At 70.7% G+C, this 25,248-nt stretch carries 24 protein-coding genes; 9 read left to right on the top strand and 15 right to left on the bottom strand.

Going from position 1 to position 25,248, the window contains the following annotated elements; translation table 11 throughout:
* The first annotated feature begins 8 nt into the window (after positions 1-8).
* Positions 9-860, top strand: coding sequence for a phytanoyl-CoA dioxygenase family protein (locus GKS42_RS02315; protein ID WP_154792376.1), 852 nt, complete (start codon positions 9-11; stop codon positions 858-860).
* Positions 861-900: 40 nt separating this feature from the next.
* Here GKS42_RS02315 and GKS42_RS02310 read toward each other — a convergent pair whose 3' ends face one another.
* Positions 901-2,391: an ADP-ribosylglycohydrolase family protein gene (locus GKS42_RS02310; protein WP_154792375.1), complete on the bottom strand. Its 1,491-nt coding sequence runs from the start codon at positions 2,389-2,391 to the stop codon at positions 901-903.
* A gap of 152 nt (positions 2,392-2,543) precedes the next feature.
* Here GKS42_RS02310 and GKS42_RS02305 point away from each other — a divergent pair, with 152 nt between their 5' ends.
* The 7 genes from GKS42_RS02305 (at position 2,544) to GKS42_RS02275 (ending at position 11,430) form a co-directional block, all read left to right on the top strand.
* Positions 2,544-3,578 (top strand): LacI family DNA-binding transcriptional regulator, encoded by a 1,035-nt coding sequence (locus GKS42_RS02305; protein ID WP_154792374.1) that lies wholly within the window; start codon positions 2,544-2,546, stop codon positions 3,576-3,578.
* 187 nt (positions 3,579-3,765) lie between these two features.
* Positions 3,766-5,070, top strand: coding sequence for an ABC transporter substrate-binding protein (locus GKS42_RS02300; protein ID WP_154792373.1), 1,305 nt, complete (start codon positions 3,766-3,768; stop codon positions 5,068-5,070).
* On the top strand, positions 5,070-6,011 hold the full coding sequence (locus GKS42_RS02295; RefSeq protein WP_154792372.1) for a carbohydrate ABC transporter permease: 942 nt from the start codon (positions 5,070-5,072) through the stop codon (positions 6,009-6,011). The genes GKS42_RS02300 and GKS42_RS02295 overlap by 1 nt, the downstream gene beginning before the upstream one ends.
* On the top strand, positions 6,004-6,903 hold the full coding sequence (locus tag GKS42_RS02290; protein WP_154792371.1) for a carbohydrate ABC transporter permease: 900 nt from the start codon (positions 6,004-6,006) through the stop codon (positions 6,901-6,903). Before GKS42_RS02295 ends, GKS42_RS02290 begins: the two co-directional genes overlap by 8 nt.
* Positions 6,900-8,297 carry a hypothetical protein gene (locus GKS42_RS02285; protein WP_154792370.1) on the top strand — a complete coding sequence of 466 codons (1,398 nt, stop codon included), beginning with the start codon at positions 6,900-6,902 and terminating at the stop codon, positions 8,295-8,297. The genes GKS42_RS02290 and GKS42_RS02285 overlap by 4 nt, the downstream gene beginning before the upstream one ends.
* Complete coding sequence (locus tag GKS42_RS02280) at positions 8,294-9,166, top strand: MurR/RpiR family transcriptional regulator (protein ID WP_154792369.1); 873 nt, start codon at positions 8,294-8,296, stop codon at positions 9,164-9,166. Before GKS42_RS02285 ends, GKS42_RS02280 begins: the two co-directional genes overlap by 4 nt.
* Positions 9,163-11,430, top strand: a complete 2,268-nt coding sequence (locus tag GKS42_RS02275) for an FAD-dependent oxidoreductase (RefSeq protein ID WP_232847885.1) — start codon at positions 9,163-9,165, stop codon at positions 11,428-11,430. The genes GKS42_RS02280 and GKS42_RS02275 overlap by 4 nt, the downstream gene beginning before the upstream one ends.
* Before the next feature lie 57 nt (positions 11,431-11,487).
* Here the strand turns inward: GKS42_RS02275 and GKS42_RS02270 are convergent, their stop codons facing one another.
* From GKS42_RS02270 to GKS42_RS02205, 14 genes are all read right to left on the bottom strand, one after another.
* Positions 11,488-11,823 (bottom strand): type II toxin-antitoxin system PemK/MazF family toxin, encoded by a 336-nt coding sequence (locus tag GKS42_RS02270; protein WP_232847884.1) that lies wholly within the window; start codon positions 11,821-11,823, stop codon positions 11,488-11,490.
* A complete protein-coding gene (locus tag GKS42_RS02265) occupies positions 11,795-12,025 on the bottom strand; it encodes a hypothetical protein (protein WP_154792368.1) in 231 nt (76 codons plus the stop codon). The genes GKS42_RS02270 and GKS42_RS02265 overlap by 29 nt, the downstream gene beginning before the upstream one ends.
* A gap of 98 nt (positions 12,026-12,123) precedes the next feature.
* Positions 12,124-12,468: a hypothetical protein gene (locus GKS42_RS02260; protein WP_154792367.1), complete on the bottom strand. Its 345-nt coding sequence runs from the start codon at positions 12,466-12,468 to the stop codon at positions 12,124-12,126.
* A gap of 103 nt (positions 12,469-12,571) precedes the next feature.
* Positions 12,572-13,309, bottom strand: coding sequence for a triose-phosphate isomerase (locus tag GKS42_RS02255; protein WP_154792366.1), 738 nt, complete (start codon positions 13,307-13,309; stop codon positions 12,572-12,574).
* Positions 13,302-13,760, bottom strand: coding sequence for a ribose-5-phosphate isomerase (locus GKS42_RS02250; RefSeq protein ID WP_154792365.1), 459 nt, complete (start codon positions 13,758-13,760; stop codon positions 13,302-13,304). Before GKS42_RS02250 ends, GKS42_RS02255 begins: the two co-directional genes overlap by 8 nt.
* Complete coding sequence (locus GKS42_RS02245; RefSeq protein WP_154792364.1) at positions 13,757-15,499, bottom strand: dihydroxyacetone kinase family protein; 1,743 nt, start codon at positions 15,497-15,499, stop codon at positions 13,757-13,759. Before GKS42_RS02245 ends, GKS42_RS02250 begins: the two co-directional genes overlap by 4 nt.
* Position 15,500: 1 nt before the next feature.
* Complete coding sequence (locus GKS42_RS02240) at positions 15,501-16,445, bottom strand: sugar phosphate isomerase/epimerase family protein (RefSeq protein ID WP_154792363.1); 945 nt, start codon at positions 16,443-16,445, stop codon at positions 15,501-15,503.
* Positions 16,442-17,416 carry a 3-hydroxyacyl-CoA dehydrogenase family protein gene (locus GKS42_RS02235; RefSeq protein WP_154792362.1) on the bottom strand — a complete coding sequence of 325 codons (975 nt, stop codon included), beginning with the start codon at positions 17,414-17,416 and terminating at the stop codon, positions 16,442-16,444. The genes GKS42_RS02240 and GKS42_RS02235 overlap by 4 nt, the downstream gene beginning before the upstream one ends.
* Before the next feature lie 35 nt (positions 17,417-17,451).
* Positions 17,452-18,219 (bottom strand): SDR family NAD(P)-dependent oxidoreductase, encoded by a 768-nt coding sequence (locus tag GKS42_RS02230; RefSeq protein WP_154792361.1) that lies wholly within the window; start codon positions 18,217-18,219, stop codon positions 17,452-17,454.
* A gap of 53 nt (positions 18,220-18,272) precedes the next feature.
* A complete protein-coding gene (locus GKS42_RS02225) occupies positions 18,273-19,709 on the bottom strand; it encodes an ABC transporter substrate-binding protein (protein WP_154792360.1) in 1,437 nt (478 codons plus the stop codon).
* Positions 19,710-19,759: 50 nt separating this feature from the next.
* Positions 19,760-20,632, bottom strand: a complete 873-nt coding sequence (locus GKS42_RS02220; protein ID WP_154792359.1) for a carbohydrate ABC transporter permease — start codon at positions 20,630-20,632, stop codon at positions 19,760-19,762.
* Positions 20,629-21,597 (bottom strand): carbohydrate ABC transporter permease, encoded by a 969-nt coding sequence (locus GKS42_RS02215; protein ID WP_154792358.1) that lies wholly within the window; start codon positions 21,595-21,597, stop codon positions 20,629-20,631. The genes GKS42_RS02220 and GKS42_RS02215 overlap by 4 nt, the downstream gene beginning before the upstream one ends.
* Positions 21,598-21,628: 31 nt before the next feature.
* Positions 21,629-22,486, bottom strand: coding sequence for an aldo/keto reductase (locus GKS42_RS02210; protein ID WP_154792357.1), 858 nt, complete (start codon positions 22,484-22,486; stop codon positions 21,629-21,631).
* Positions 22,483-24,210 carry a GH39 family glycosyl hydrolase gene (locus tag GKS42_RS02205; RefSeq protein ID WP_232847883.1) on the bottom strand — a complete coding sequence of 576 codons (1,728 nt, stop codon included), beginning with the start codon at positions 24,208-24,210 and terminating at the stop codon, positions 22,483-22,485. Before GKS42_RS02205 ends, GKS42_RS02210 begins: the two co-directional genes overlap by 4 nt.
* A 341-nt stretch (positions 24,211-24,551) precedes the next feature.
* Between GKS42_RS02205 and GKS42_RS02200 the strand changes: the two genes are divergently transcribed.
* On the top strand, positions 24,552-25,238 hold the full coding sequence (locus tag GKS42_RS02200) for a GntR family transcriptional regulator (protein WP_232847882.1): 687 nt from the start codon (positions 24,552-24,554) through the stop codon (positions 25,236-25,238).
* The last annotated feature ends 10 nt before the right edge of the window (positions 25,239-25,248 follow it).

Genomic DNA, 25,248 nt, shown 5'->3' with positions numbered 1-25,248 from the left:
TACGTCGAATGCTGACGTCGAACGGCTACGAGCTGGCGGAAAGTCCAGACCGTCTTGGTCAACTCGCCGAGACCCCGGACGCCGAGCGCGGCGACCGGGACGCGCTGTGGCGTCGCCTGCGCGCCCAGGGCTACCTGCTGTTGCGGGACCAGCTCCCGACCGAGGAGGTGGCGGCGTTCCGCAGGTTCTACTTCGAGACCCTCGCGCCCGCGGGCGTCACCCGGCCGGGCACCGGACCGGAGGACGGGATCGCCGGCCCGGGACCCATCGATCAGGCCACCTACCGGCAGGCGCTGTTCGGGCACGTCGTTCCCTCGGCCGAGTACGACCGCCTGTGTCGGCTGCCCGCGATCGCGGACTGGTTCGGCTGGTTCCTCGGCGACGACGTGCACCTGCACCGGCGCAAGATCCTGCGGCACACGAGGCCGGGCCAGAACGGGATCGGCACGGCCACGCAGGCCCACTACGACCTCGTGTACCTGCGCGACGGCACCGACCGGGTGCTGTCGATGTGGATCCCGCTCGGCGACTGCCCGACGACGCTCGGTGGCCTCACCTACCTCGAGGGCTCACACCGGGTGACCCTCGCGGAGGAGGCGCAGGGCCGGCTGAAGCGACCGGCGGCGTCCATCACCGCGGACCTGCCCGGCCTCGCCGACGCCCACGACGCCCGGTGGCTGGTGACCGACTACCGGGCGGGCGACGTGGTGATCCACTCCGCGCACATCATCCACGCGGCGCTGGACAACGTGGACCCGGACGAGCGGATGCGCCTGTCCACCGACATCCGGTATCAGCGTGCCAGCGAGCCGATCGACTGGCGCTGGCAGCAGCACTGGCACGACCGCGACGGCCTCTGAGCGCGAGGCCTCGTTTCACCGCACCACGCGGCCGCGAACCTCATCCGGCGACGTCAGGTCGGAACGCGTTCTCGATCCACATGTGCCCGGGCAGCTCGACGGCACCGATCACCCACTCCGCGACCTCGCGGTGCGCGGGCGGCCGCTTCACGGCGACCGTCACCTCGTGCACGCCCGCGCCGGGCCGGAAGTCGATGAACTGGCCGAGCGGCGCCATGTGCGGCGCCGGGAACTGGTACTGGCTGCCCTGCGCTCCGTGCAGGTACTCGCCGTCGAACCAGATCCGGTAGTGCTCGGTGCAGTTGAACATCAGCCGGACGTCGGTGCGTCCGCGCGCGTCGAAGCGGTAGCGGAGCACCAGGATCCTGTCCTGGAAATCGGCTGCGGGCATCCGCACCCAGGTGCCCGGCAGGGTCGTCGCCGTGAGGCCCACCTCGGGCACCGGGCTGCCGGCGGGCGGGAGCTCGGTCTGGTCACGGACGTCCCACTTGCCGTTCGCGGTGGTCATCCAGCCGAGCCCGACCTCGATGCGGTGGTCCTGCGGATCGAAGGGGCCGCTGACGGCGTCTGGGCGCCGCCCGTCCAGCCGTGCCCGAAGGTCGAGGACGAGATCGGTGAACGCGTCAAGGGTGGGTGGCGCCTCGATCCCGGTGATCTCCGGGTTGAGCACGAGGTCACGACCGATCGGCGCCAGCCAACGCTCCTCGATGGAGTCGGGGTCGAGGATCCCCAGCAGGGCACCGATGGACGCGGTGGACGAGTCGCAATCCCCGCCGCAGTTGTTCGTGATCAGGATCCGCTCACCGAAGGACGCTCCGGCCAGCCAGCCGAGGATGACGAAGCCGGTGTTGATCCGCACGTCGGTGAAGTCACTGTTGCCGTAGCGCGCCACGATCTGCTCGCGGACCGCCAGCCAGGCCAGGCCCTCGCCCAGCCAGGACAGCGTGTCCCGCACCACACGCGTGATCCCGCTCTCCGGGGACAGGCCGGCCAGGGCGCCGTCGATCAAGGTCCTGGGGTCGGACTCGACAAAGGCGAGCGCCTGGATCCGCGCGAGGAAGACCGCCGCATCGATCCCGTCGCCCGCATGGTCGAAGCAGGCGTCCTCGTAGGCGTAGGCGCCGGCCAGGTCCGCGTCACCGGCCGCCAGGCAGGCCCAGAGCTCGCTCCGGATCGCCGCACCCTCGCCACAGGTGAACCAGTTGTCGAAGCTTCCGGAGTGGGGCGGCTCGATGCCCTCGGCCTGGTTGCGCATGCCGACGCCGTACTCGTTCCAGGGGAACTCCACGTGGTTGCGCCAGGACTCCGCCAACACGTGCCGGTCCACGGCGGGCGAGTCCATCAGGTCCATCACGCAGGCGTAGAGGACCTGGAGGTCGAGGTCGTCGTTCGGGACCATCTCCGTGGGCACCGGTACGTAGAACTCCGCCTCGAGCGGGCCCTCGAGCCCTTCGAAGGTCTGACCCAGAGTGCCCCCGACCGCCTTGCCGAGCCAGCACCCCATCACTCGCCGGCGATCCACCTGCTTCATGCCACGTCACCTCGTCATCGATTGGATGTAGCGCTACATCGCGTCGGTGTAGCGTTACATTCATCTCGAGGGGACGTCAAGACCCTGAGCACCGACCGCCCAGTCAGGGGCGGCTCGGGCACCGCAGCGGACTGGACCGGAACGAGGAAGACATGCCGACGATCGGTGACGTGGCCCGCATCGCCGGGGTCTCGCCCATGACCGTCTCCAACGTTCTCAACGCGCGCGCCACGGTGACCGCGGAGAACCGCCGGAAGGTGGAGGAGGCGATCCAGGCGACCGGCTACGTTCGCAACGCCTCGGCGCGCGCACTGAAGTCCGGCCGCAGCCGCGTGGTCGGCCTGGCCGTCCTCGAGGCGGTGAGCCCGTTCTACGGAGAACTGGCGGCCGGGGTCGAGGGCGTCCTCGAGGACGAAGGAATCACCGTCTTCATCGCGAGCACGCACAACAGTGCCGAGCGTGAGGACGGCACGCTGCGCCAGTTCACGGAGCTGCGCTCCCTCGGCGTGATCCTGGCGTCCACCCGCTTCAGCCCGGCGCTCCGGGCGAACCTCGCTCGCACCCGCGCGAGTGGCCTCGCGGTGGTCGTGATCGCGAGCGCCGGGGACGAGCTGGACGCCTGCACCGTCGGCGGACACGACGTCCGCGGCGGCACTCTGGTGGCCGAGCACCTGAATTCCCTCGGGCACGTCAGCTTCGGGTATGTCGGCGGTCCCGGCGAGGCCGCCGTCTATCAGCAGCGCAAGTCCGGCTACGTCGACGGGCTGCGTGCCGCCGGTCACGAGCCGCGCCCCGAGCACATCCTCGACTGCGCCCAGGACACGATCGAGCAGGGGATCGAGGCCGGGCAGCGGCTGCTGGACTCGCAGCGTCCGCCCCGCGCCGTGTTCTGCGCCAACGACCTGCTCGCCCTCGGCCTCCTGCAGGCAGCGACGGCCCGGGGCGTCGGCGTCCCGGGCGACCTGGCCGTGGTCGGCTACGACGACATCCCGTTCGCCGCCGGCGCCGCCGTACCCCTGACCTCGGTGCGCCAGCCGATCCGCGAGATGGGCGTGGCCGCGGCGAGCCTGCTCCTGGCGGAGATCGCGGCCGGGCCGGACCACGAGCACACCCATCAGGTCTTCGAGCCGACTCTCGTCGCGCGGACCAGCACGACGGGGGCGCACGCCGACGAGCCTCCGGCCTGAGCCACCGGGAGCACACCGCTCGGCCGTGAGGCGCATGCAAGAGATTTTCAGGTGCCTTGCATATTGCCAACCACAACGGTAACTTCTTACACGCCATGGATTCGGTCGAAGGAGATCGCGTGCTCGAAGTGCCAACCACCACCGCGTCGGCGGTCGACGCCATGACCACCGTCGGGACCGTCGGGTGATGCCCACCGGGCCCAGCCGCCGGCATGTGCTGGGCGGCGCGCTCGGCCTCGGCGCGCTCGGGGCCCTGACCGCGTGCGGGCAGGGCACGTCGACGTCGTCGGCGACCACGCTGAACGTGTGGGGCGGCGTGCCGCCCGAGTCGGGACCAGGTGCCCTGGTGGAGGCGTTCGAGGCGGCCCACCCCGAGTACACCGTGGTCTACACGCGGTTCATCAACGACGACCGGGGCAACCTCAAGCTGGACACCGCCCTGCAGGGCGGCGTGGACATCGACGTCTACTTCACCTATTCGATGGAGTCGATGGCGCTGCGGGCCGGCTCCGGGTTGGCGCTGGACGTCACCGACCGGATCGAGGCGGCCCCCGAGCTGGCGCCGTTCCTGGACACCGAGGCACCGAAGGCGTACTGGCAGGACGGGCAGGTCAGCGCCCTGGCCACCACCCGCGAGCCCAACATGGTGGTGGCCAACCTCGATCGCCTCGAGGCGGCGGGCCTCGAGCTGCCGACCGAGTGGACCGTGGAGGAGTTCGTCGAGACCGCGCGGATCCTGACCACGGACGGCGCCCACGGCTGCTACAGCATGCCCGACGTGCCCCGGATCGGCCTCGGACCGAACTTCTGGTTCACGCCCGACGGCGACTCGAACTTCTCCGAGCCGCTGTTCCTCGAGCACTTCACCCGCAGCCGCGACCTCATCTCCGACGGGGTGCTGTTCCCGTGGACGGAGGTGCTCGCCCGCCAGCTCGAGGCCTACCAGCAGAACGCCTTCATCTCGGAGGAGTTCGCACTCTGGGTCACCGCGCCGTTCAGCCTCCGGTACCTGTACGACGCGACGAACTACCCCCACGAGTTCCGGGCCGCGGCCGCGCCGATCCCCACCAGTGACACCGGGAGCTGGAACACCGGCGTGTTCGGCAACTTCGTGATGATCAATCCGAAGTCGACCAAGCACGACCTCGCCTGGCAGTTCGTCCGGTTCTGGATCACCGAGGGTTCGCAGTTCATGGCGCCCGGCGGCAAGATTCCCACGCTGCAGAACGTCGACACCGACCAGATGCTCGACAGCCTCCTCGGTCCCGAGGCCGAGGACTGGTTCGACGTCGAGTCCTTCCGGCGGGTGCTCTTCGACGACGACCCCGAGCTGTTCGTGGACACCAACCTGACGGCCTTCCCCGAGATCACCCTCGCCGTCGAGCAGCAGCGCGACGTGTGCTGGATCGGCGAGCGCTCGCCGGAGGACGCGATCGCCTCGATCGACGCCCAGGCCACCGCCGCGATCGAGCGCTACGGACGGAGGAACTGATGGCGACCGTCACCGCGCCCGCAGTCACCAGCGCGCCGCCGGCTCCCGGCAACCGGCGCCGGCTCGGCCCGCCGGACCGGGTCGGCTGGCTCTTCATCCTGCCGAACCTGGTGGGCGTGGCGCTGTTCACGTTCGTGCCCCTGGTCTCGGTAGTGATCCTGGCGTTCACCGACTGGAACCTGGTCTCCGGCCTCGGCGGCATCGAGTTCATCGGCGTCGACAACTTCACGAACGTGCTCGCCGACCCGCTGTTCTGGGGCAGCGTGGGCCGCACGGTGGTCTACGCCGGGGTCAGCGTGCCGCTCACGGTGCTGCTCGGGATGGCCCTGGCGCTGGCCCTCGACCGGGACATCCCTGGCCGCGGAGCGTTGCGCGCGGTCTTCTTCATGCCCTACATCGTCAGCACGGTCGCCATCGGGATGACCTGGCTGATGCTGATGAACCCCTCCTCGGGCCTGGTCAACCAGGTGCTCGGCGCGTTCGGCCTCACCGACCTGCCCGGCTGGTTCGCATCCTCCTACTGGGCTCTCCCGGCGCTCATCGTGATCGCCATCTGGAGCGGTATGGGCTACGCCGCGGTCATCTACCTGTCCGCTCTGCAGGACGCCCCGACCGACCTGTACGAGGCCGCCGAGATGGACGGTGCCGGCCCCTGGCGGCGGTTCCGCACCATCACCTGGCCCTCGTTGCTGCCCACCACGGTGTTCCTCCTGGTCACCCTCTTCATCGGCACCTCACAGGGATTCGGACTGGTGGCCCTGCTGACCGCGGGCGGGCCGGGTGACGCGACCACGGTGCTCTCCTTCTACATGTACCAGACCGGCTTCCAGTTCTACCGGTTCGGGTACGCCGCGGCGATCGGCATGGTCACGTTCGTGGGCGTGCTCGCCCTGACGCTCGCGATGTGGCGGGCCCAGCGTGGAAAGGCCCTCAATGACTGACGCGACCCTGACCCGAGTCCCGGCGCGCACCGCAGCCGCCCCGCGCGCGAACCTGACCCCGCGGCAACGGCGGGCGCGGCGCAACCGCTGGCTCTGGGGGATCCCGCTGTGGCTGCTCGCGCTGGCGTTCCTGGCGCCGTTCGCCTGGATGGTCTCGACCTCCCTGAAGTCCAACCTGGACGCGTTCACGATCCCGATGCAGTGGATCCCGGATCCGGCCCAGTGGGACTCCTACGTGGAGGTCCTCACCGGCGAGAACTCGATCCTGCCGGCGTTCGCGAACTCGGTGATCGTCGCCGTCGCCCGCGTGCTCGGCGAGGTCCTGACCGCCACCATGGCCGGGTACGCCTTCGCCCGGCTGCATTTCCGCGGACGGGACAAGATCTTCCTGGCCTACCTGGCGACGTCGATCATCCCGGCCCAGCTGCTCCTGGTGCCGCGGTTCATCTACTTCCAGCAGTTGAGCCTCTACGACACCCTCCTGGCGCTCATCCTGCCCGGCATGTTCACGGTGCTCGGCACGTTCCTGATGCGCCAGTTCTTCGTGGCGCAGCCGGCGGCGTTCGCGGAGGCGGCCCGGATCGACGGTGCCAACGAGTGGCAGATCTTCTGGCGGCTGTACCTGCCGATGGCCACCCCGGTGATCAGCGCGCTCGGCATCCTCGCGTTCGTCTGGTCCTGGAACGACTACGAGACCCCGCTGGTGCTCATCTCCAGCCCCGAGGTCTACACCCTGCCGCTGAGCCTGACCGGGTTCGCCGACGAGCAGGGCGCGCTCGCCCCGAACCTGTCCATGGCCGCCTCGGTGGTCTCCATCATCCCCGTGCTGATCGTCTTCCTGCTGCTGCAGAAGCGGTTCGTACAGGCCCTCACCCACACCGGGATCAAATGACCTCCTCAACCGACGCCCCCCTCCAGGTCTCCGGCGTCTTCCCCTCCCTCGCCCAGGTCGGCGACTTCGGCCCGCCCCGCAGCGAGCTCGGCGTCGGCGCCCTGATGCCGTACAACGGCGTGCTGTACGTGCAGAACTACAACTCGCACAAGGCCGCGAGCGGCGCGGGGGTGAGCCTGCGCCGGATCGACGCGGACCTGCGCATGGAGGTGGTGGCCGAGACCCTCGGGGTGGACGGCACCTACACGAACCGGTTCGTGCACTACCCCACCGGGTACCTGGTCATCGGGCCGCACGTGATCTCCCCCGACCACACGATCCGCACCGTCCCCGAGCTGACCGGGCACCGCCTGTGCGGTACCACCCGCCACCTGACCGAGCCGGACACGCACGTGTACGTGCTGACGATGGAGGGCGAGGTCTTCTCGCTCGACCTGACCACCCTGGCCTGCGAGCTCGCCTGGGACCTGAACGACGAGCTCGACACCGAGGGCGAGTGGAAGGTCCACTACAAGGACTGCTACTCCAGCTTCGGCCGGCTCGTGGTCTGCTCCAACGAGTACGCCGAGCCGGAATGGCGCGGCGAGCGCGCCCGCGGGCGCCTCGCGGAGTTCGACGGCGAATCCTGGCGGATCCTGGAACGCAAGCCGTTCACGGCGATCGGTGGGCGCCACGAGTTCGGCGGCACGATCTTCGCGTCCGGCTGGGACGCCGCCTCGGCCATCCTCGAGGTGTTCACCGAGGCCGAGGGCACCTGGCGCCGGTACCGGCTGCCGAAGGCCTCGCACACCTTCGACCACAAGTGGCAGACCGAGTGGCCGCGGATCCGGGAGGTCGAGCACGAGCGCCTGCTCCTGGACCACCACGGCATGTTCTACGAGCTCTCCCCCTGGGCCTACGGGAACCGGATCTGGGGCGTGCGGCCGATCTCCACGCACCTGTGGGTGCTCGGCGACTTCTGCAGCTGGCGTGGCATGTTCGTGGCCGGCGCGGACAACGCCTCGCCCAGCCACGGGCTCAACCCGACGACGGCGGAGCCCCAGTCCGGCATGTTCTTCGGCAAGACCGACGACCTCTGGTCCTTCGGCAAGCCGGCCGGGTGGGGCGGACCCTGGTGGGACACGGAGGTGGTCGCGGGCGAGGCGTCCGACCCGTACCTGATGACCGGCTTCGACAACAAGTGCGTGCACGTGCAGAACCACGGCGCGACCCCGATGACCGTGCACCTGGAGATCGACGCCCGCGGTGACGGCACGTTCGGGCGGGTGACCACCCTCGAGGTGGCGCCCGGGGCGCTCGTCACGCACACCTTCCCGCCCGGGTTCAGCGCGCACTGGGCCCGGCTGACAAGTGACCACGACGCGCGCGCGAGTGCGCAATTCTTCTACACATGAGCACCCATGCCGATTCCACGAGCCCGCTGCAGGCCCTGCGCGACTCCCTGCCGACCCTGACCGGTGCCACGGCGCGGGCCGCCGCGCACATCGTCGCGGACCCGGCCGCGGCCGGCCGGGAGTCGATCACCCGGCTCGCCGAGGCTGCCGGGGTGTCCGCGGCGACGCTGACCCGGCTGGCGGACCTGCTCGGCTTCGACGGCTTCCCGGCACTGCGCGCGGCGATCGCCACCGAGCACGGCCGCGAGGTCCAGGGCGGATGGCAGCGGGACATCGGCACCGAGATCGGTCCGAACGACCCACCCGAGCAGGTCCTCGGCGTCCTCGTCGCGGCCCAGCACCGGGCGGCCAGGCAGGCGATGGGCGCGGTGCACCTGCGCACCGCGGATCAGGTGGCGGACTGGATCGCCCACGCCGCCCGGATCCACCTGTACGGCGAGTGGGGGGACTCGGTCGCGCTGCACGAGCTCTACCTGCGGCTGCTCCGGATCGGGCGCCCGGTGTGGTGGCACGAGGGCGCGCAGGCAGCCCGGGTCGCCGCCGGACTGATGGGCGCCGGCGACGTCGCCCTCGCACTGTCCCGCTCGGGGCGTGACGAGATCGCGGTGGACTTCCTCGCCCGGGCCCGCGCCAACGGCGCCCACTCCGTGGTCATCACCGGAGACCCGACGGCGCAGCTCGCCACGGACGCCGACGCCACCCTCTACACCGGGACCCGCGAGGGCACCGCGTGGACCGACCACTTCGCCGGCCGCGTCGGCGACACCCTCACCGCCGCCCTGCTCTGGGTGCTCGTCGCCCAGCGGGTCCCCGACGCCCTCGGCATCCCCCAGAACCCCACCACCATCACCATCGGAGAGACCCAGTGACCCAGCCAACGCCGTCGCCCGTCATCGCGACCGAGGACGTCCACGCGGACCTGACCGTCATCGGCGGCGGACTCGCCGGCGTGTGCGCCGCGATCGGTGCGGCGCGCCAGGGCGCGCGCGTGACCCTCATCCAGAACCGCTCGGTGCTGGGCGGCAACTCCTCGAGCGAGGTCCGGGTGTGGGTGTGCGGCGCGACCGCGCACGGCGTGCAGCACTACGCCCGCGAGACCGGGATCATGGGCGAGCTGTTCGTCGAGAACCAGTTCACGAACGCCGACGGCAACCCCTACTACTGGGACCTCGTGGTCGGCGAGGCGGTCCGCGCGGAGCCGAACATCACCCTCTTCCTGAACACGGACGTGCGCGAGGTCGAGGCGGACGGCCCCGAGGACGCCCGCTCGATCCGGTCGGTCACCGGCTGGCAGATGGGTTCCGAGCGACGCCTGCGGTTCACGTCGACCTCGTTCGTGGACGCCACCGGGGACGGGCTGGTCGGGTTCCTCGCCGGCGCCCGGTACCGCACCGGCCGGGAGTCGCGGGCGGACCTGGGCGAGTCCTGGGCGCCCGAGGAGCGCGACGCGCAGACCCTCGGCTCGACCATCCTCTTCTACACCAAGGACGTCGGGCACCCCGTGAAGTTCGTGCCGCCGTCGTTCGCGAAGGACATCGCCCGGACCTCCATCCCGGAGCTGCGCGGCATCCGGGTGGACGCGAACGGGTGCGACTACTGGTGGATCGAGTGGGGCGGCGACCGGGACGTCGTCGCGGACAACGAGCTGATCCGGGACGAGCTGCAGGCCGCGGTGTACGGCATCTGGGACCACATCAAGAACTCCGGGAAGTACGACGCGGACAACCTGACCCTCGAGTGGGTCGGGTCGGTGCCCGGCAAGCGCGAGTACCGCCGCTTCGTCGGCGACCACACGCTCACCCAGCACGAGGTGCTCGGCCAGGAGCAGTTCGACGACCGGGTCGCGTTCGGCGGCTGGTCCATCGACCTGCACCCCCCGGGCGGGATGTACGCCACCGAGCACGGGTCGCGGCACTGGCACCCGGACGGGAACTATCACGTCCCGCTGCGCTCGCTCTACTCGCAGAACGTCACGAACATGTGGATGGCCGGGCGCAACATCTCGGCCTCGCACGTGGCGTTCGGCACCACCCGGGTGATGGCCACCTGCGCGGTCATCGGCGAGGCCGCCGGCGTGGCGGCGGCCGTCGCGGTGGCCGACGGCGTCAGTCCCCGCGAGCTCGCGACGTCCCGTTTCGAGCTGGTCAGGCGAGCGCTCGTGCGCGCCGACGCGGCGGTGCTCGGCGTGGTCCACGACGACCCGGCCGACGCCGCGTTGACCGCGCGAGTGAGCGCGTCCTCGACGCTGCGCACCCTGGCCGCGCAGACGCCGTCGGGCATTCTCGACCTGGCCACCAAGGTGGCGCTCGTGGTCCCGGTGAACCCGGCGCTGGACGGCATCGAGATCCTTCTCGATGCCGACGTCGACACCGAGCTGGTGCTCGAGGTGCACGACCCCGAGCTCGGCCAGAACTACGTCCCGCGCGACCTCGTCGACACCGTGACCGTGGCGGTGCCCGCCGGTGAGAAGCAGTGGGTCCGGCTGCCCGCGCAGTGGCGCCCGGCCTCGGCGCGCAACGCGTTCCTGGTGCTGCGTGCGAACGCCCAGGTGCGCGTGCACACCGCGGACACCCCGCTGCCGGGCGTCCTGACGTTCACCCACCGCGACCCGGGCGAGGACGAGCGCTACACCGAGCAGTGGCGGGAGTGGAAGCAGGTGCTGCAGCGCGGCTCGCTGTGCGTGCGGCTCGAGGCTCCCACGGACGCGTACGCGGCCGAGCGCGCCGTCGGTGGGTACGCGCGTCCGTTCGGCGGACCGCAGATGTGGATCTCCCAGCCCCTGGCGCACGACCCCGAACCGACCCTATCCCTGGCCTGGGACGAGGGTGCGGACCTGGCCGAGGTCGCGGTCATCTTCGACGACGACCTCGACGAGGACCTCATCAACCTGCACCACCACCGGACGCCGTTCGACGTGCTGCCGACCCTGGTCCGGGACTACCGCGTCGAGGCCGAGGTCGACGGCGGATGGCAGGTCGTCGCCGACGTCACCGACAACCGGCGCCGGCACCGGCGGCACCCGCTCGAGGTGCCGGTGTCCGCGAGCGCCGTGCGGCTCGTGGTGACCGCGACGAACGGGACCGACAGCGCCCGCGTGGTGTCGCTGCGGGCGTGGGCGGACGGGCAGAGCTGATCCGGCGGCCGGCCGGCCCACACGTCGGCCGGCCGGATCGGGTGAGCTCGGGGCAGATCAGCCCAGGCCCAGCAGGTCGGCCACAGCCCCGTCGATACGGGTCATCTCGCCTCGGGTCAGTCTCCCGACCCGGGCCCCGAGCCTGAGCTCTGGATCCACCGCCGTCAACTGTTCGACGAGCACCAGGGTCGGTGAGCCGGCGATGCTGATCTCCGGCCGGAAGGACGCCGCACGCCGCCCCGTGGACGTTGGCGCGACCACCCAGGTGGACAGCGGGAGATCATCGGACTGGAGCACGACGGCGAACCGTCGGCCGGCTTGCTCGTGCCCTCGCGCGTTCCGGGGTGCCTTCAGTTCGTAGACGTCACCACGCACTGATCCCGCCCATCTCATGCGCAAGAGCCTTTGCTGCGGCAGCGTCGTCCGGATCGTCGCGTAGGGCCTCGGCTTCCGCGCGCAGCGCCGCCGCGTGCTCCGTTCGCGCCAGCTCGAGGATCGCCCGCCGGACCACGTCCGAACGATTGGAGCCGCGGCTGGTCAGTTCGGCCAGCGCTCGCTCGACCTGGTCGTCGGTACGGATCGTAATACTTGGCATACTCACGATTGTAGGACCTGCCGTCGTACACGCATGGGTGGCTTCATCACACGATCCTGGCGGACCGGCGGGAGGCCTGCACTGGGCCTGTGGACGGCTCAGGAACCGGTGAGCACCGAGTAGGCGGCGTACCCGACGAATCCGAGCGCGACCAGGACCGCCACGATGCCGATCGCGCCGACGATCTTGCGGGCGGTGCCCCGGAGCGCGAACGGCAGCGCGGCTAGTGTCAGGAGCCCGGCGACGACCGCGAGGAGGGTGCCGAAGATCAGACCGTAGCCGTGCTGGTCGGACTCGGGGTGTCCGAGCACGGTGCTCTGCAGCACCACCCACACGCCGGCCAGGAAGGGCAGGCCGAACAGCACCGAGAGCACGATCGCGACGATCCGCCCGGCCGTCATCACGCCGTCCTGACTCGGGTCCACGACCGGCTCGTAACGCATTCGCGCCTCCCCTCCCGCACGGACGGCGTCCTCGCGCGTCCCTGGGAGCCAGGGTAGGGCGAGTGCCCGTGCCGACGCAGCCCGAATCGACGCCCGGTCGCCGTCAGCCGACGAGATCGCCCACCGCGTCCACGATGGACAGGTAGTCGGACACCTCCCAGGCGGCCCGCCCGATGAACAGTCCACCGATCCCGGGCACCCGGGCCAGTTCCACCGCGTTGCCCAGGTTCACCGAACCTCCGTAGAGCACGGTCGCCCGGGTACCCGCCGCGGCGGCTATCACCACCGCCATCTCGGCCACGGCCTCGGGCCGGGCCGGTCGGCCGGCTGCCCCGATCGCCCAGATCGGCTCGTACGCGATCAGCACCGGCGCCGCGTCCGGGACCGCGGCGAGGGCCGCGCGGACCTGGTCCGCGACGAACTCGGCGGCACCACCGGTCCGGCGCACGTCGGCCGACTCGCCGACGCAGATCAGCGGGAGTAGGCCGTGCCGGACGGCGGCCAGCACCTTGAGGTTGACCCGCTCGTCGGTCTCACCGAAGTACTCGCGCCGCTCGGAGTGCCCGATCTCGAGCATCGTCGCACCGGCGTCGGCGACCTGCGGCACCGAGACCTCCCCGGTCCAGGCTCCGGCGTCCTCCCAGTGCGCGTCCTGCGCACCGACGCGTACCGGGGACGCCGGCCCGAGCTCGGCGGCGACGGCGGCCAGCGCGGTGGCCGGCGGCACGACGAACGGGCGCACCGGCCAGTCCGCACGCGCCCCGACCCCGCGGGCGAACTCGCGCGCCTGCGCGAGCGTCTTCGTCATCTTCCAGCTGGTGCCGACCCAGAACTCAGTCACGACGCTCGTACGCCGTGATGGCGGCGACCTTCGCCGCGGAGGGGGATTCGCCGTCGAACGTGTACCCGAGCCACTCCGAGGCGAGCCGGCGGGCGAGCTCCAGCCCGATCACCCGCTCCCCGAAGGTGAGCACCTGGGCGTTGTTCGACTTCACCGACCGTTCCACCGAGTAGGAGTCGTGCGCGGTGACGGCCCGGACGCCGGGGACCTTGTTCGCCGAGATCGCGACGCCGAGCCCGGTCCCGCAGACGAGCAGCGCCCGGTCGGCGCGGCCGTCGGCCACCAGCTGAGCGGCGTCGAGCGCGACGTGCGGGTAGTCCGTGCCATCCCCCTCCACGATGCCGACGTCGATCACCTCCAGGACCCGCGGGTCGGCCTCCAGGTCACGCTTGAGGGCTTCCTTGTAGTGGTAGCCGGCGCTGTCCGCACCGACCGCGATCCGCCAGTTCATGATTCCTCCGCTGAGACCGTCGATGACTGCGCGACCGTGCCGACCACGAGCGCGAACGAGATGGCACCCGGATCCGCGTGACCGCGCGCGCGTTCGCCATGGGTGCGGGCCCGGCCGAGCCGGGCCGTGAGTGCGGCCGTGCCGCGTGCGGCCTCCTCGGCCGCGGTCGCCGCGCTCGCCCACGCGGCGGGCGCCGCCGTGCCCTGCCCGACGGCGGAGCGCAGCTGGGCGGCGAACGGCACCGCCGCGTCGATGACGGTCTTGTCGCCCTCCCGGGCGCCGCCCAGGTCGGCGGCAGCGGTGACGGCGCGATCCACGGCGCGGGCGAGGCCTGCGGCATCCGGGGCTCGCTCGTTGCCGACCTCGGCGCCGGCGGCCCGTAGCGCCGCACCCCACAGTGCCCCCGACGTGCCACCGGCGGCGTTCGACCAGGCCCGGCCGGCGGCGTCGAGGACGTCTCCGAGGCCGGCCCCGGCGAGGTGCGCCCGTTCGGCGGCACGGACCGCGCCGCCGATGCCCAGCACCATGCCCTGCCCGTGATCGCCATCGCCGGCCACGGCGTCCAGCCGGCCGAGCTCCGCCTCGTGTTCGGTGAGCGCGAGGGCGATCGCCGCGGCGGTGCGCAGCACCTCCTCGGTCGCCCGTCGGGAGTCCTCCGTGCCGGGAGCCACGGCCGTCGCGCTGGGCGCCGGGGTGAGCGTCTCCACGGGCGGGTCTGCGACGGCAGGCCCGTCGACCGTCCGGATCGGGTCGGGCCGACCACGACGGAACGCGGGCGTGTCCGCGGGCGCCGTCCAGTGGCGCTCGAGCTCGGGGTCGAGGAAGGTGACGGTCAGGGACAGGCCCGCCATGTCCAGGCTGGTCACCTGTTCGCCGACCTCGGGGGCGACGATCACGAGGCCGGCCGCGGTGAGCCGATCGGCCACCCGGCCGTACACGGCGAACAGTTCCTCGTGGGTGGTGGCGCCGAGACCGTTGACCAGGACGGCGACCCGGTCGGCGTCCTCTGGCGCCTCGGCGAGGATCCGGTCGACCAGGTCGTCGGCGACCTCCCTCGCGCTGCCGAGATCCTCGGTGCTCAGGCCGGGCTCGCCGTGGATGCCGAGGCCGAGGGCGATCCGGCCCGCCGGGACGGTGAAAAGCGGCTCGTCCTGGCCCGGCAGGGTGCATCCGGCGAGCGCGATCCCGATGGTGCGGGTGCGGGCGTTGGCCCGGGTCGCGACGCGTTCGACCTCGTCCAGGTCCGCGCCGGCGGCCGCAGCGGCGCCGGCGATCTTGAACACGATCAGGTCGCCGGCGATACCCCGGCGCTGCTCCGGCTCGGTGGCCGAGGCGAGGTCGTCGGTCACGGTGACGATCCGCACGTCGATGCCGTCCGCTCGCAGTTCCTGGGCCGCCTGACCGAACTGCAGCTGGTCCCCGGCGTAGTTGCCGAAGCCGAGCAGCACCCCGGCGCCGCGGTCCGCGGCGCGGATCACCGTGACGGCCTGGTCCGCGGAGGGCGAGGCGAAGATGTTGCCGCACACGACGCCGTCGGCCATCCCGTCCCCCACCCACCCCGCGAAGGCGGGGTAGTGCCCGGACCCGCCGCCGAGCACCACCGCGACCTTCCCGGGCGGCGCGGGGGCGGCCCGGACCACGCCGCCGGACACCTCCCGGACCCGGTCGGCGTGCGCCCGGGCGAAGCCGGTGAGGACGTCCGCGGCGAACGTCTTCGGGTCGTTGACGAGGTGGGTCATGTCAGCTCGCGATCTTCGCCGCGAGGATGCGGCGCAGGTAGTCACGGTTGGTGGCGGCCACGCTCAGCCCGTCGCCGCCGTAGTGCTCCACGCACAGCGGGCCGGAGAAGCCGGCCGCCAGGGCCATCCCGACGGCGGTCCGGTAGTCGATGTAGCCGGTCTCCAGCGGCGCCGGCGCCGAGAAGTAGGCACCGGTGGCCGGGTCGTGGTCGCGCAGGTAGTTCTTCAGCTGCCAGTAGTTGGCGTAGGGCAGCATCCGTTCGAGCATCACCCGCCAGTCCTCGACGGGCCGGTGCAGTCGGACGATGTTGCCGATGTCCGGGCACAGGCCCACGTTGGGCAGCCCGATGTCGGTGACGAGTCGCACCGAACTCTCCGACGTCCCCAGGTAGGTGCCCTCGTACATCTCCAGGGAGACCTGGACCTGGGCCCGCGCCGCCTCCTCGCCGATCCGGCGGAAGCCGTCGACGGCGGCCGCCCAGACCGCGGGGTCCTCCGGGTTCTCCTCGCCGGGGGCGAGCCAGAACCACTCCGCCCGCTGCTGCTCGGTGGTCAGTGGCTGGTGCAGTCCGACGCAGACGGTGCCGACGCCGAGTTCTCCGGCGGCCCGCACCGTATCGAGGGCGAACTCCAGGTTGGCGGCGGCGCGGTCGGGGTCCGGATCGAGGATGCTGCGGCGCGCGAGCGGGATCGCGCTGATCCGCAGGCCGTACTCGGTGAGCAGTCGCTGCAGGCCGCCGCGGCCGTCGTCGTCCAGGTCGGAGATCCGGATGAAGGTGGTGAACAGGTCGATCTCGGTGAAGCCGGCCGCGGCGACCTCGTGGAAGGTCGGCCGCCAGGCCTGCGGGCCGGTCGTGGTGACGTCGCGGCCGTCGGACAGGGTGCCGACGAGCTGGGGCAGGCCGACGCCGATCGGCCAGGTGTCGGCCGTGAACGGCGCCGTCATGCCGTTCTCCTGGTCAGGGTGGGAGCCGGGGGGAGGTCGGCGAGCAGGGCGCTCATCCGCGAGTAGGCCTGCGCCCGCCAGGCCTGGATGGCGCCGGTGTCCTGGTCGGTGTAGTCGCGCCACAATCCGGCACCGTTCTTCATGCCGTGCCGGCCCGCGTCCGCCGCGTCCGTGAGGATCTCCGGCGGGGTGAACCTGTCCCCGAGCGCGTCGGCGAGCAGCCGGAAGGAGTCGGCGTAGACGTCGAGGCCGGCCATGTCCAGCATCGCGAGCGGCCCGAAGAACGCGGCCCGGAACCCGAGCGTTGAGCGCAGGATGGTGTCCACGTCCTCCGGGCTCGCGTGCCCCTCCTGCACGATCAGCAGGGCTTCCTTCACCATCGCGTACTGCACGCGGTTCAGGACGAAGCCGGGCGCGTCCGCGACCACGGCACTCGGTCGGCCGATCCCGGTGAGCATGGTCCGGATGGCCGCCACGGTCGAGTCCGCGGTCTGTGCCCCGGCCACCAGCTCCACGCCGGGCACGAGGTGCGCGGGGTTGCTGAAGTGGACCACCAGGAACCGGTCCGGGTGGCTCACCGCGTCGGCGAGCCGGGCGAGCGGGATCGTCGAGGTGTTCGTCCCGATCAGCGCCGCGGGAGCTGCCGCGGCGCTGATCTCGGCGAGGACCCGGCGCTTGGTGTCCGGGTCCTCCGGCACCGCCTCCTCGATGAAGTCGGCGCCGTCGACCGCCGCCGGGAGCGACTCGCTCCAGGTGAGGTTGTCTCGGACCCGCCCGGCATGGCCGGCGGGCATCAGGCCCGACGCCTCGAGCTCGGCGGCCTCCGCCAGGATCCGCGCGTGCGCGGCCCTGGCCCGGTCGGCGGTGGCGTCCGCGATCCGCACGGCCAGGCCCGCGTCCGCGAGCGTCTGGGCGATCCCGCCGCCCATGTACCCGGACCCGATGACCGCCACGGTGGTGATGGTGCGCACTGTGTTCCTTCCCTGAGCACGGACGGCGGGTGCCGTCAGTGCATGTAGAGGCCGCCGTCGACGTTCAACGTCTGGCCGGTGATGTAGCCCGCGTCCGGGCCGAGCAGGAAGCTGATCGCGGCGGCGATGTCCGCCGTGGTGCCGACCCGGTCGACCAGGAGTTCCGCGACCAGCTCCCGCTTGCGCTCCTCGGTGAGGGTGCCGCCCATGATGTCGGTGTCGATCGGGCCCGGGCAGATCGCGTTCACCGTGATCCCGTACGGCCCGAGCTCGCGGGCGAGCGCCCTGGTCAGCCCGATCACGCCGGCCTTCGCCACGGAGTACGGGGTCTTGGAGTAGGTACCCCCACCCCGCTGTGCGGAGACCGACGAGATCGACACGATGCGGCCGACGCCCCGGGCTGCCATCGACTCGGCGACGCGTTTGCTGACGTAGTGGACGCCGTCGAGGTTGACCCGCATCACGCGGGTCCACTCCTCGTCCGGAAGCTCCAGGTACGGGGTCGGGGAGCTGACCCCGGCCACGTTCGCGAGCGCCAGCAGCGGCGGCAGTTCCGCCTCGAGCTTCCCGACGGCGGTGCGTACGTCGTCCGGGTCGCTCACGTCGACCCGGTGGCCCACCGCCGCGACCCCGTGCGTCTGCGTCAACTCGGTCGCGAGCGACTCGACGGCGGGGCCGTCGATATCGACGAGCCCGAGGCTCCAGCCCTCGGCGGCGAGCCGGTGCGCGGTGGCCCGCCCGATGCCTCGGGCGGATCCGGCCCCGGTGATGACCGCGGTGCGTTCGGTGGGAAAGACGCCCATGGTGTGGTCCCTGTCCTCTCAGTTGGTGTCGGTGGACTGTGCGTGCATGCAGGTCAGTAGGTGTAGTCCACGCCGCGTTGCCAGTCCGGGAACTCCCAGTCGGCCCGGCTCACGTTCGCGCCCTCGCCGGTAGCACCGGCGATGGCCTCGTCCAGCGCGGCCGAGTAGGCGTCGCTCAGCTTGGTCAGTTCGGCGCGCAGGTCGGTGAGTTCGCCACCGAGGTAGCCCTGGATCACGTTGCCGAGTTCAGGCGCCACCGGTGCCTGCCGGGCCTGGACCTGCGTCACGTCGACGTTGCGAACCTGCGGCTGAGGGGCCCGGAACACCCGCGCCCGGAAGTCATCGACCAGCCACGCGTACGGCTCGATGACGTCTGCGTCCGCGACCACGTCCAGGTTCAACGGGGGCTGGTCCATCCCGGTGGCCAGCGCCGTCTGGTAGTCGTCCTGGGTGAACGTCTCCACGAAGCGGCTCGCGATCTCGGCGAGCTCGCTGGTGCCGCCGATCACCCAGTCGCCGCCGCGGGCACCCTTCGTCGCGACGACGTCCTCGCCGTCCGGCGTGAGCATCCCGGCGACGGCCATGTTGGGCAACATGTCCGCGTTCAGCGACCGCACCGCGCCGGGTGAGTAGGGGCCGTCGATGTGGAACCCGATCCCTCCGGCGGCCCACCGCCCACGCGCGTCGGGGATCTGGAACCCGTTCGTGCCCGGCAACAGCCAGCCGTTCTCCGAGATCTCCTTGTACAGCTCGATGGCGTTGACGTAGGCGTCGTGGTGGTACTCGTACTCGCCGGTGTCGAATCGCAGCCCCATGAATCCTGGGAAGCCGCCGGCCTGCGCGAGGTCGTCGATCTGCTCGCGCATCCGGCCGACAGCGCCGAGTGCGATGGTCATCGGTGCGTACTCGCCGTGCTCCGCGATCGCGCGCAGCGCGGCGAGGAAGTCGTCATAGCTCTTCGGCGGGTCGAAGCCGACCTCGTCGGCGATCTCCGCGTTGTACCAGGTGCAGGCGACGTACTGCTTGTCCGTGAACGCCGGGAGCCCGTAGATCACGCCGTCGAGCATGGACAGCCCTTCGACGAAGGTGCCCTCCGGCAGCCGGGCGATGACGTCGTCGGAGACGGTGATCGCCTGGACCCACCCCGCTTCCACAAGCGCCGGCAGCGGCAGCCCGATCACCGGGGAGTAGACGTCCGGGAGCTGGTTGCTCTGGTTGGCCAGTTGCAGGGCCTCGGTGGCCTTGCCCGGCTCGTTGTAGGTGTGCTCGATGGTGACCCCGAGCGACTCGCCCTGGGTCACGGCCCACTCGTCGTGCAGGTCCTGCAGGCCGCCAAGGTGATCCCACCAGCGCAACGAGCCGGCGTCGCCACCACCGCCGCCGGGTCCGGGCGGTGGGCTCTCGCCGCCGCACGCGGCCAACAGGCCGGCCATGCCGGTGAGTCCGACGCCGCCCATGAAGTGGCGGCGGCTGAGTGCTGTTCGGGACATGGGGATTCTCCTCGTTGAGATTGGGGGGGTTGAGGGTTCAGGCGGGCCCGTCAGGACTTGACGGCGCCCGCGATGCCTTCGATGAAGTAGCGCTGCATGAAGGCGAAGAGCACGACGATCGGCAGCAGCGAGATCACGCCTGCGGCGGCCATGCCGGGCCAGTCGGTGGAGTTCTCGCCCACGAACGCCTGCATGCCCACGCTCACCGTGCGCAGCGCAGGGTTGCTGAACGAGAAGACCAGGGGCAGGAAGAAGGCGTTCCAGGTGAACAGGAAAGTGAGGATGCCGACCGTCGCCGTGACCGGCATGGACAGCGGCAGCATGATGCGTGCGAAGGTGCGCAGGAAGCCCGCGCCGTCGACGATGGCAGCCTCCTCGAGCTCGGCCGGCATGCCCCGGAAGTACCCCGCATAGATGAGGATCGCGGCCACGTTCGCACCGCCGGCCAGGGCCAGGATCATGCCGCCGAGCTGGTCCAGCAGTCCCAGTTCGAGAGAGATCTTGACGATCGGAATGATCGTGTAGCCGGTGGGCACGAACAGGGTGGCCACCAGGATCCCGATCACCAGACGCGACCCGGGGAACCGGTAGCGGCCGAGCACATAGCCGGCCAGGGCACACCTGGCGACCACGATCGCGACGGTCGCGACCGTGACGATCACCGTGTTCAGCAGGTAGACCCGGAAGTTCCCGTCCTGCCAGGCTCGGACGTAGTTCTCCCATTGCAGGGTCTCGGGGATGAGATTCAGTCCGCCGCCGAAGATCTCGGCAGAGGTCTTGAGCGAGGCCGAGACCATCCAGATGAACGGGAAGACCCAGATGAATGCCAGCACAGTGAGCAACAGGACGAGGACCCACCAGGGCATCCGGCTCCGCAACCGGCTCCAGGTCCGCGAGCCGGTCGACGCGGTCGTGGCGCTCATGCTCGCGCCCGCAGCCGCCGGGAGACCATGGTGGCCCACACCTGGGCGATCACCACGACCAGCACGATGATGCCGAACAGGACCGCTGCGGCCGAGGCGAACCCGAGCTGAGGGATCGTGGCCGCGAACGCCCATCGGTAGATGTAGATCTCGATGATCTCGGTGCTGAAGAACGGGCCGCCGGCCGTCATCGACTGCATCAGGTCGAAGGCGTGGAAGCAGTCCTCGATCGTCAGCACGGAGATGATCAGCAGGAACGGGATGAGCAGCGGCAGCGTGATGTGCCGGAACAGCTTGAGCGCACCGGCGCCGTCGATCCGCGCGGCCTCGTACAGATCCTTGGGGATCGTCTGGAGCGCGGCCAGCCAGTAGATCATCGTGATGCCGAAGAACTTCCACACGTAGATCACGCCGGCGGTCAGCAGGGCGGTCGAGGATGAGCCGAGCAGATCGACCGGGCCGAGCCCGAAGAGTTGCAGCACCGATGCAACCGGGCCACTCGCCGGGTCGAGGATGAACCGCATCACGACGCCGACGATCGCTGTGGTGGTCACCACTGGCAGGAAGTAGGCGGTCCGGAAGAACGAGCTGAACGGCAACCGCGGCGAGTTCAGCAGGATCGCCAGGGCGAACGCGCCGAACACCCGCAGCGGGGCAACGATCAGCATGAACAGGAGCGTGACCCGTACCGAGGACCAGAACAGCGGGTCCGCGAGGACGGCCTCGTAGTTGTCCAGGCCCACGAATCGCTGGTCCGCGGAGAACCCGTTCCACTCCACGAGTGAGTACCAGTAGCTGGCCACGATCGGGTACAGCGTGTACATCCCGTAGAGGATGAACGTGGGCAGCAGGAAGGCGTAGATCCAGAGGTTGCGTTTCCGCTCGCGCCGGCGCCGGGCCGGCGATGGTGGCGCTGCGGGTGCCGCGGTGCGAATTTCTCGCACCGGCATTACTTGTGTCGCCATCGAACACGCTCCATCGGGTGTCGGGTCGGGGTCAGCGGATCTGGCTGAGTGCGAAGGTGCGCGGGTCGTTGCCGATCCGCACTCCCGTCTCCAGGGCGTCCAGGCCCGCCAGGTCGTCGTCGGTGAGGTCGGTGCCGTCGAGGTCCGCGTTGGAGACCATCCGAGCTCGGGACGTGGTCTTCGGGATCACCACCCGGCCGCGATCCAGGTGCCAGCGGAGTACCACCTGGGCGGCGGTGACCCCGAGCCGGTCCGCGATCGCGGTGACCGTGGGGGCGGACAGATCGGCGCCCTGCCCGAGTGGGGAGTACGCCTGCACCGTGATCGCATGCTCTGCGCAGAAGCCGGCAAGGTCCGACTGAGCGAAGGTCGGATGGACCTCGATCTGGTTCACGGCCGGCACGTGCTCGGCTCGGCCGAGGAGCTCGCGCAGGTGCTCGACCATGAAGTTCGAGACGCCGATCGCGCGGACCCGCCCCTCGTCCAGGATCCGTTCGAGCGCCCGCCAGCTGTCCTGCCACAGCCCGGCGGCCGGGTTCGGCCAGTGGATCAGGTACAGGTCAAGGGCCTCCAGGCCGAGCCGGGCGAGGGTGTCGTCGTAGGCGCGCAGGGCACTCTCATAGCCCTGGTCACCGTTCCGGAGCTTCGAGGTGATGAACACCTCCTCGCGCGGCAGCCCCGCGGACCCGAGCGCGGCGCCGACCCCCTCCTCGTTCACATACGCGGCCGCGGTGTCGACGTGGCGGTACCCGACCTCGAGGGCCTCCTCGACCACCCGCTGCGCCTGCGCCGTCGGCACCTGGAAGACGCCGAGGCCCACCTGGGGGATCTCGACCCCACCCGGCAGCATGGTGCGCCGATCCAACGAGGTGAGCGCCGCCGTCGTCATGCCTTCGGCTCCCACACCAGCAACGACACCGACGGCAGCGGCAGGCGGAGAGCAACCTGCGCCGCGCCGTCGACGGGCGTCACGTCGTGGGCGGCCTCGAACTCCTCGAGTCCCTGCCGCGCCTTGATCGCGGCAAGCTGGTCGTCCGTGGGCAGCTGCGGGGAGCCGAGCCCCTCCCAGATCGTGTGCGCGTTGGAGTGGGTGGCGTCGATCCGGTAGTGCCGCAGCGTGTAGGCGGCGCCGTCCAGGCCGGAAATGTTCACGTTCACAGCGGCCTCGGTGTCGTCCGCGTGGTACTGGTCGTCGATGTGCCGCCAGACGAGCGCTGCCACGGTGCCGTCCGTGGCCCGGGAGGCGAGCACGTCGACCTCCTCCGGCATGCTGGCACCACCGCAGTCGTCCAGGGCCGTGACCGGGTGGGCCACGTCAGAACCGGCCTCGACGCGGCGCTCGCCGAGCCGCGCCAGTGCCCGGTAGGCGTTCAGGAACGGCTTCTCCACTCCGCCGGCGGTCAGGAACGCGCGGGTGCCCTCGAAGTAGCGCTCGCCCTCGAAGTAGAAGCTCCACGAGGTCGCCTGCTCGACCTGCACGGTCTCGGTGGCGTTCAGGTCGAGGATCTTCTTCATGAGCTTGACCTGGAACACCGGGTAGTACTCGGTGTTCTGGAACCGGAAGTTCGCGTTGTCGTAGACGCTGTAGTGGGCCGGGACCCCGGCGTCACACTCGTCGACGATGGCGGGCAGGCCGTGGTACTCGGGAAACTCCTCGATCACGCGGGACAGGGTGCGGATCTCGAAGAGCATCTTGTGTGCGCTCGGGCTCTGCTGCTCCGGCGCCGGACCGCCGGTGGGCCCGTAGACGCGCCACGGGCGGAACGCGGACCCCTTGGTGTGGAAGGAGACGAAGTCGAGCGGATCCTTGCGCGCGCTGGTGTGGGCGAGGAAGCCGCGGAGGAACTCGGCACCGGAGCCGGTGACGGCCGGGCCGCCGACCTTCGCCGTCGGGAGCACGCGCCGGACCGCGGCCGCCGTCACCGAGTAGAGCTCGTAGAACTCCTCGGGGGTGCCACGCCAGTAGAAGATGTCCGGCTCGTTCCACAGCTCCCAGAGCCAGGTGTCGACCTCGTCGGCGCCGTAGCGGTCCAGGCAGTGCTGGGCGTGGGCGGCGATCAGCTCGCCCCAGGCGGCGTAGTCCTTGGGCGGGTAGCCCCAGGCGCCGGCCTCGTAGTTGCTGTACACGGTGGGACTGGGCACCACCTCGAGCTCGGCGGCGTGATCGGGCACCAGGTCGCGCGGCGTGAAGGCGAGCTCGACGAGCACGTGGTTGCCGGACTCGACGATCGCGTCGTAGACCTGGTCGGCGATGGTGAAGTCGTAGAACGCGTTCCCGTCGGCGTCGAGGTGGAAAACGTTGCCGGTGCCCCAGTGCGGGATCCCGAAGCCGGTGCCCGAGCAGAACACGTAGTGCGGGCGCACGTGGAAGCCCTTGTCGCTCAGCTCACCGAACCGGCCGAGCAGGGAGCGCCCCGTGGGGGTGTAGGTCCAGTTGATCTCGTCGTATCCGATGCTCTCCCAGATCCGGGCGAGCGCGCCGCGGTCCACGGCGGCGTCGATGGTCACCTCGGCCGCACGGACGTGCGGCGCATTCGGGTCGCTGGGCGCGGCGTGCGGGAAGGAACTCTTGTCCAGTCCCACACCTGGGTTGACTTCAGCGGTGAAGTTCACGTCCGGACTCTGCCTCTCTCGGGGGGTCATCGCGGCCACCGTCCCTGGCGACCTCCGGCGAGGCTAGACCGCCCGTTCTCAGATTGTCAATGATCTTCAATCGTGATTGTCAATGATCTTCAACCGGCTAGACTGCTCCACACCGAGGCGTTTCAGGCGCTACCGTTCGTAGACAGCAGCACGACGTAGCGGCGGAGATTGAGGGGAAACATGCGCATGATCTGCGGGCCCGTCGGGCCTCTTCGGATCGAACGGGCCAGCCGGCACGGCGGCACCACGGCGGGACCGGGACCGGGTTCGACGGCCGAGGTATCGGCCACCGGTCCCCTGGGAGGCGCACGGTGATCGACACCGGGAACTCTCCGCCCCGGACGTCCATGGCCGAGTACGTGTTGGCGGTGCTCCGTGAGCAGATCGCCACCGGCGTGCTCGCGCCCGGTCAGCACCTGCGCGAGATGGAGCTCGCCGCCAGCCTGGACGTGAGCCGCGGTCCGGTGCGCGAGGCCCTGGCGTTCCTCGAGTCCGAGGGGCAGGTCGAGATCCGGCGCCATCGCGGCGCGTTCGTGAGCGTGCTCACCCAGGTGGACGTGGAGGAGGTGCACACCTTTCGCGCCGCCATCGAGTCCCTTGCCGCCGAACGCGCATCAACGCGAATGACGCCTGCCCACTTCGCGGAACTGGACCGGGTGCTCGACGCGATGAAGGAGACCTCCGGATCCGTCGCCCCGCAGGAGGCGGTCCGACTGGACCTCGCCTTCCATGACGTGTTGTATGACGCGGCGGACCATCAGCGGCTCAGCCGTGCGTGGGTCTCCATCCGCAGCCAGGTGTTCTTCTTCCTGCACACCCGGAACGTGAACTTCCCCGACTTCCCGACCGTCGGGTATCCCGAGCACTACGAACTCCGGATGGCCCTCGCGCAGGGCGACCCGGTCCTCGCCCGGGCCGCCGCCGAGGACCATCTCAGCGGCGCCTACACACGCCTGCGCCAGCTCGAGCTGCCGACCGAGTCGGACCGGCCCGAGTGACGGTGTCGTA

Origin of the sequence: Occultella kanbiaonis (assembly GCF_009708215.1) — a bacterium.
Classification (GTDB): Bacteria; Actinomycetota; Actinomycetes; order Actinomycetales; family Beutenbergiaceae; genus Occultella; species Occultella kanbiaonis.
Note: the sequence above shows the minus strand (reverse complement) of the source record. Positions and strands in the feature narration are given on the sequence as shown.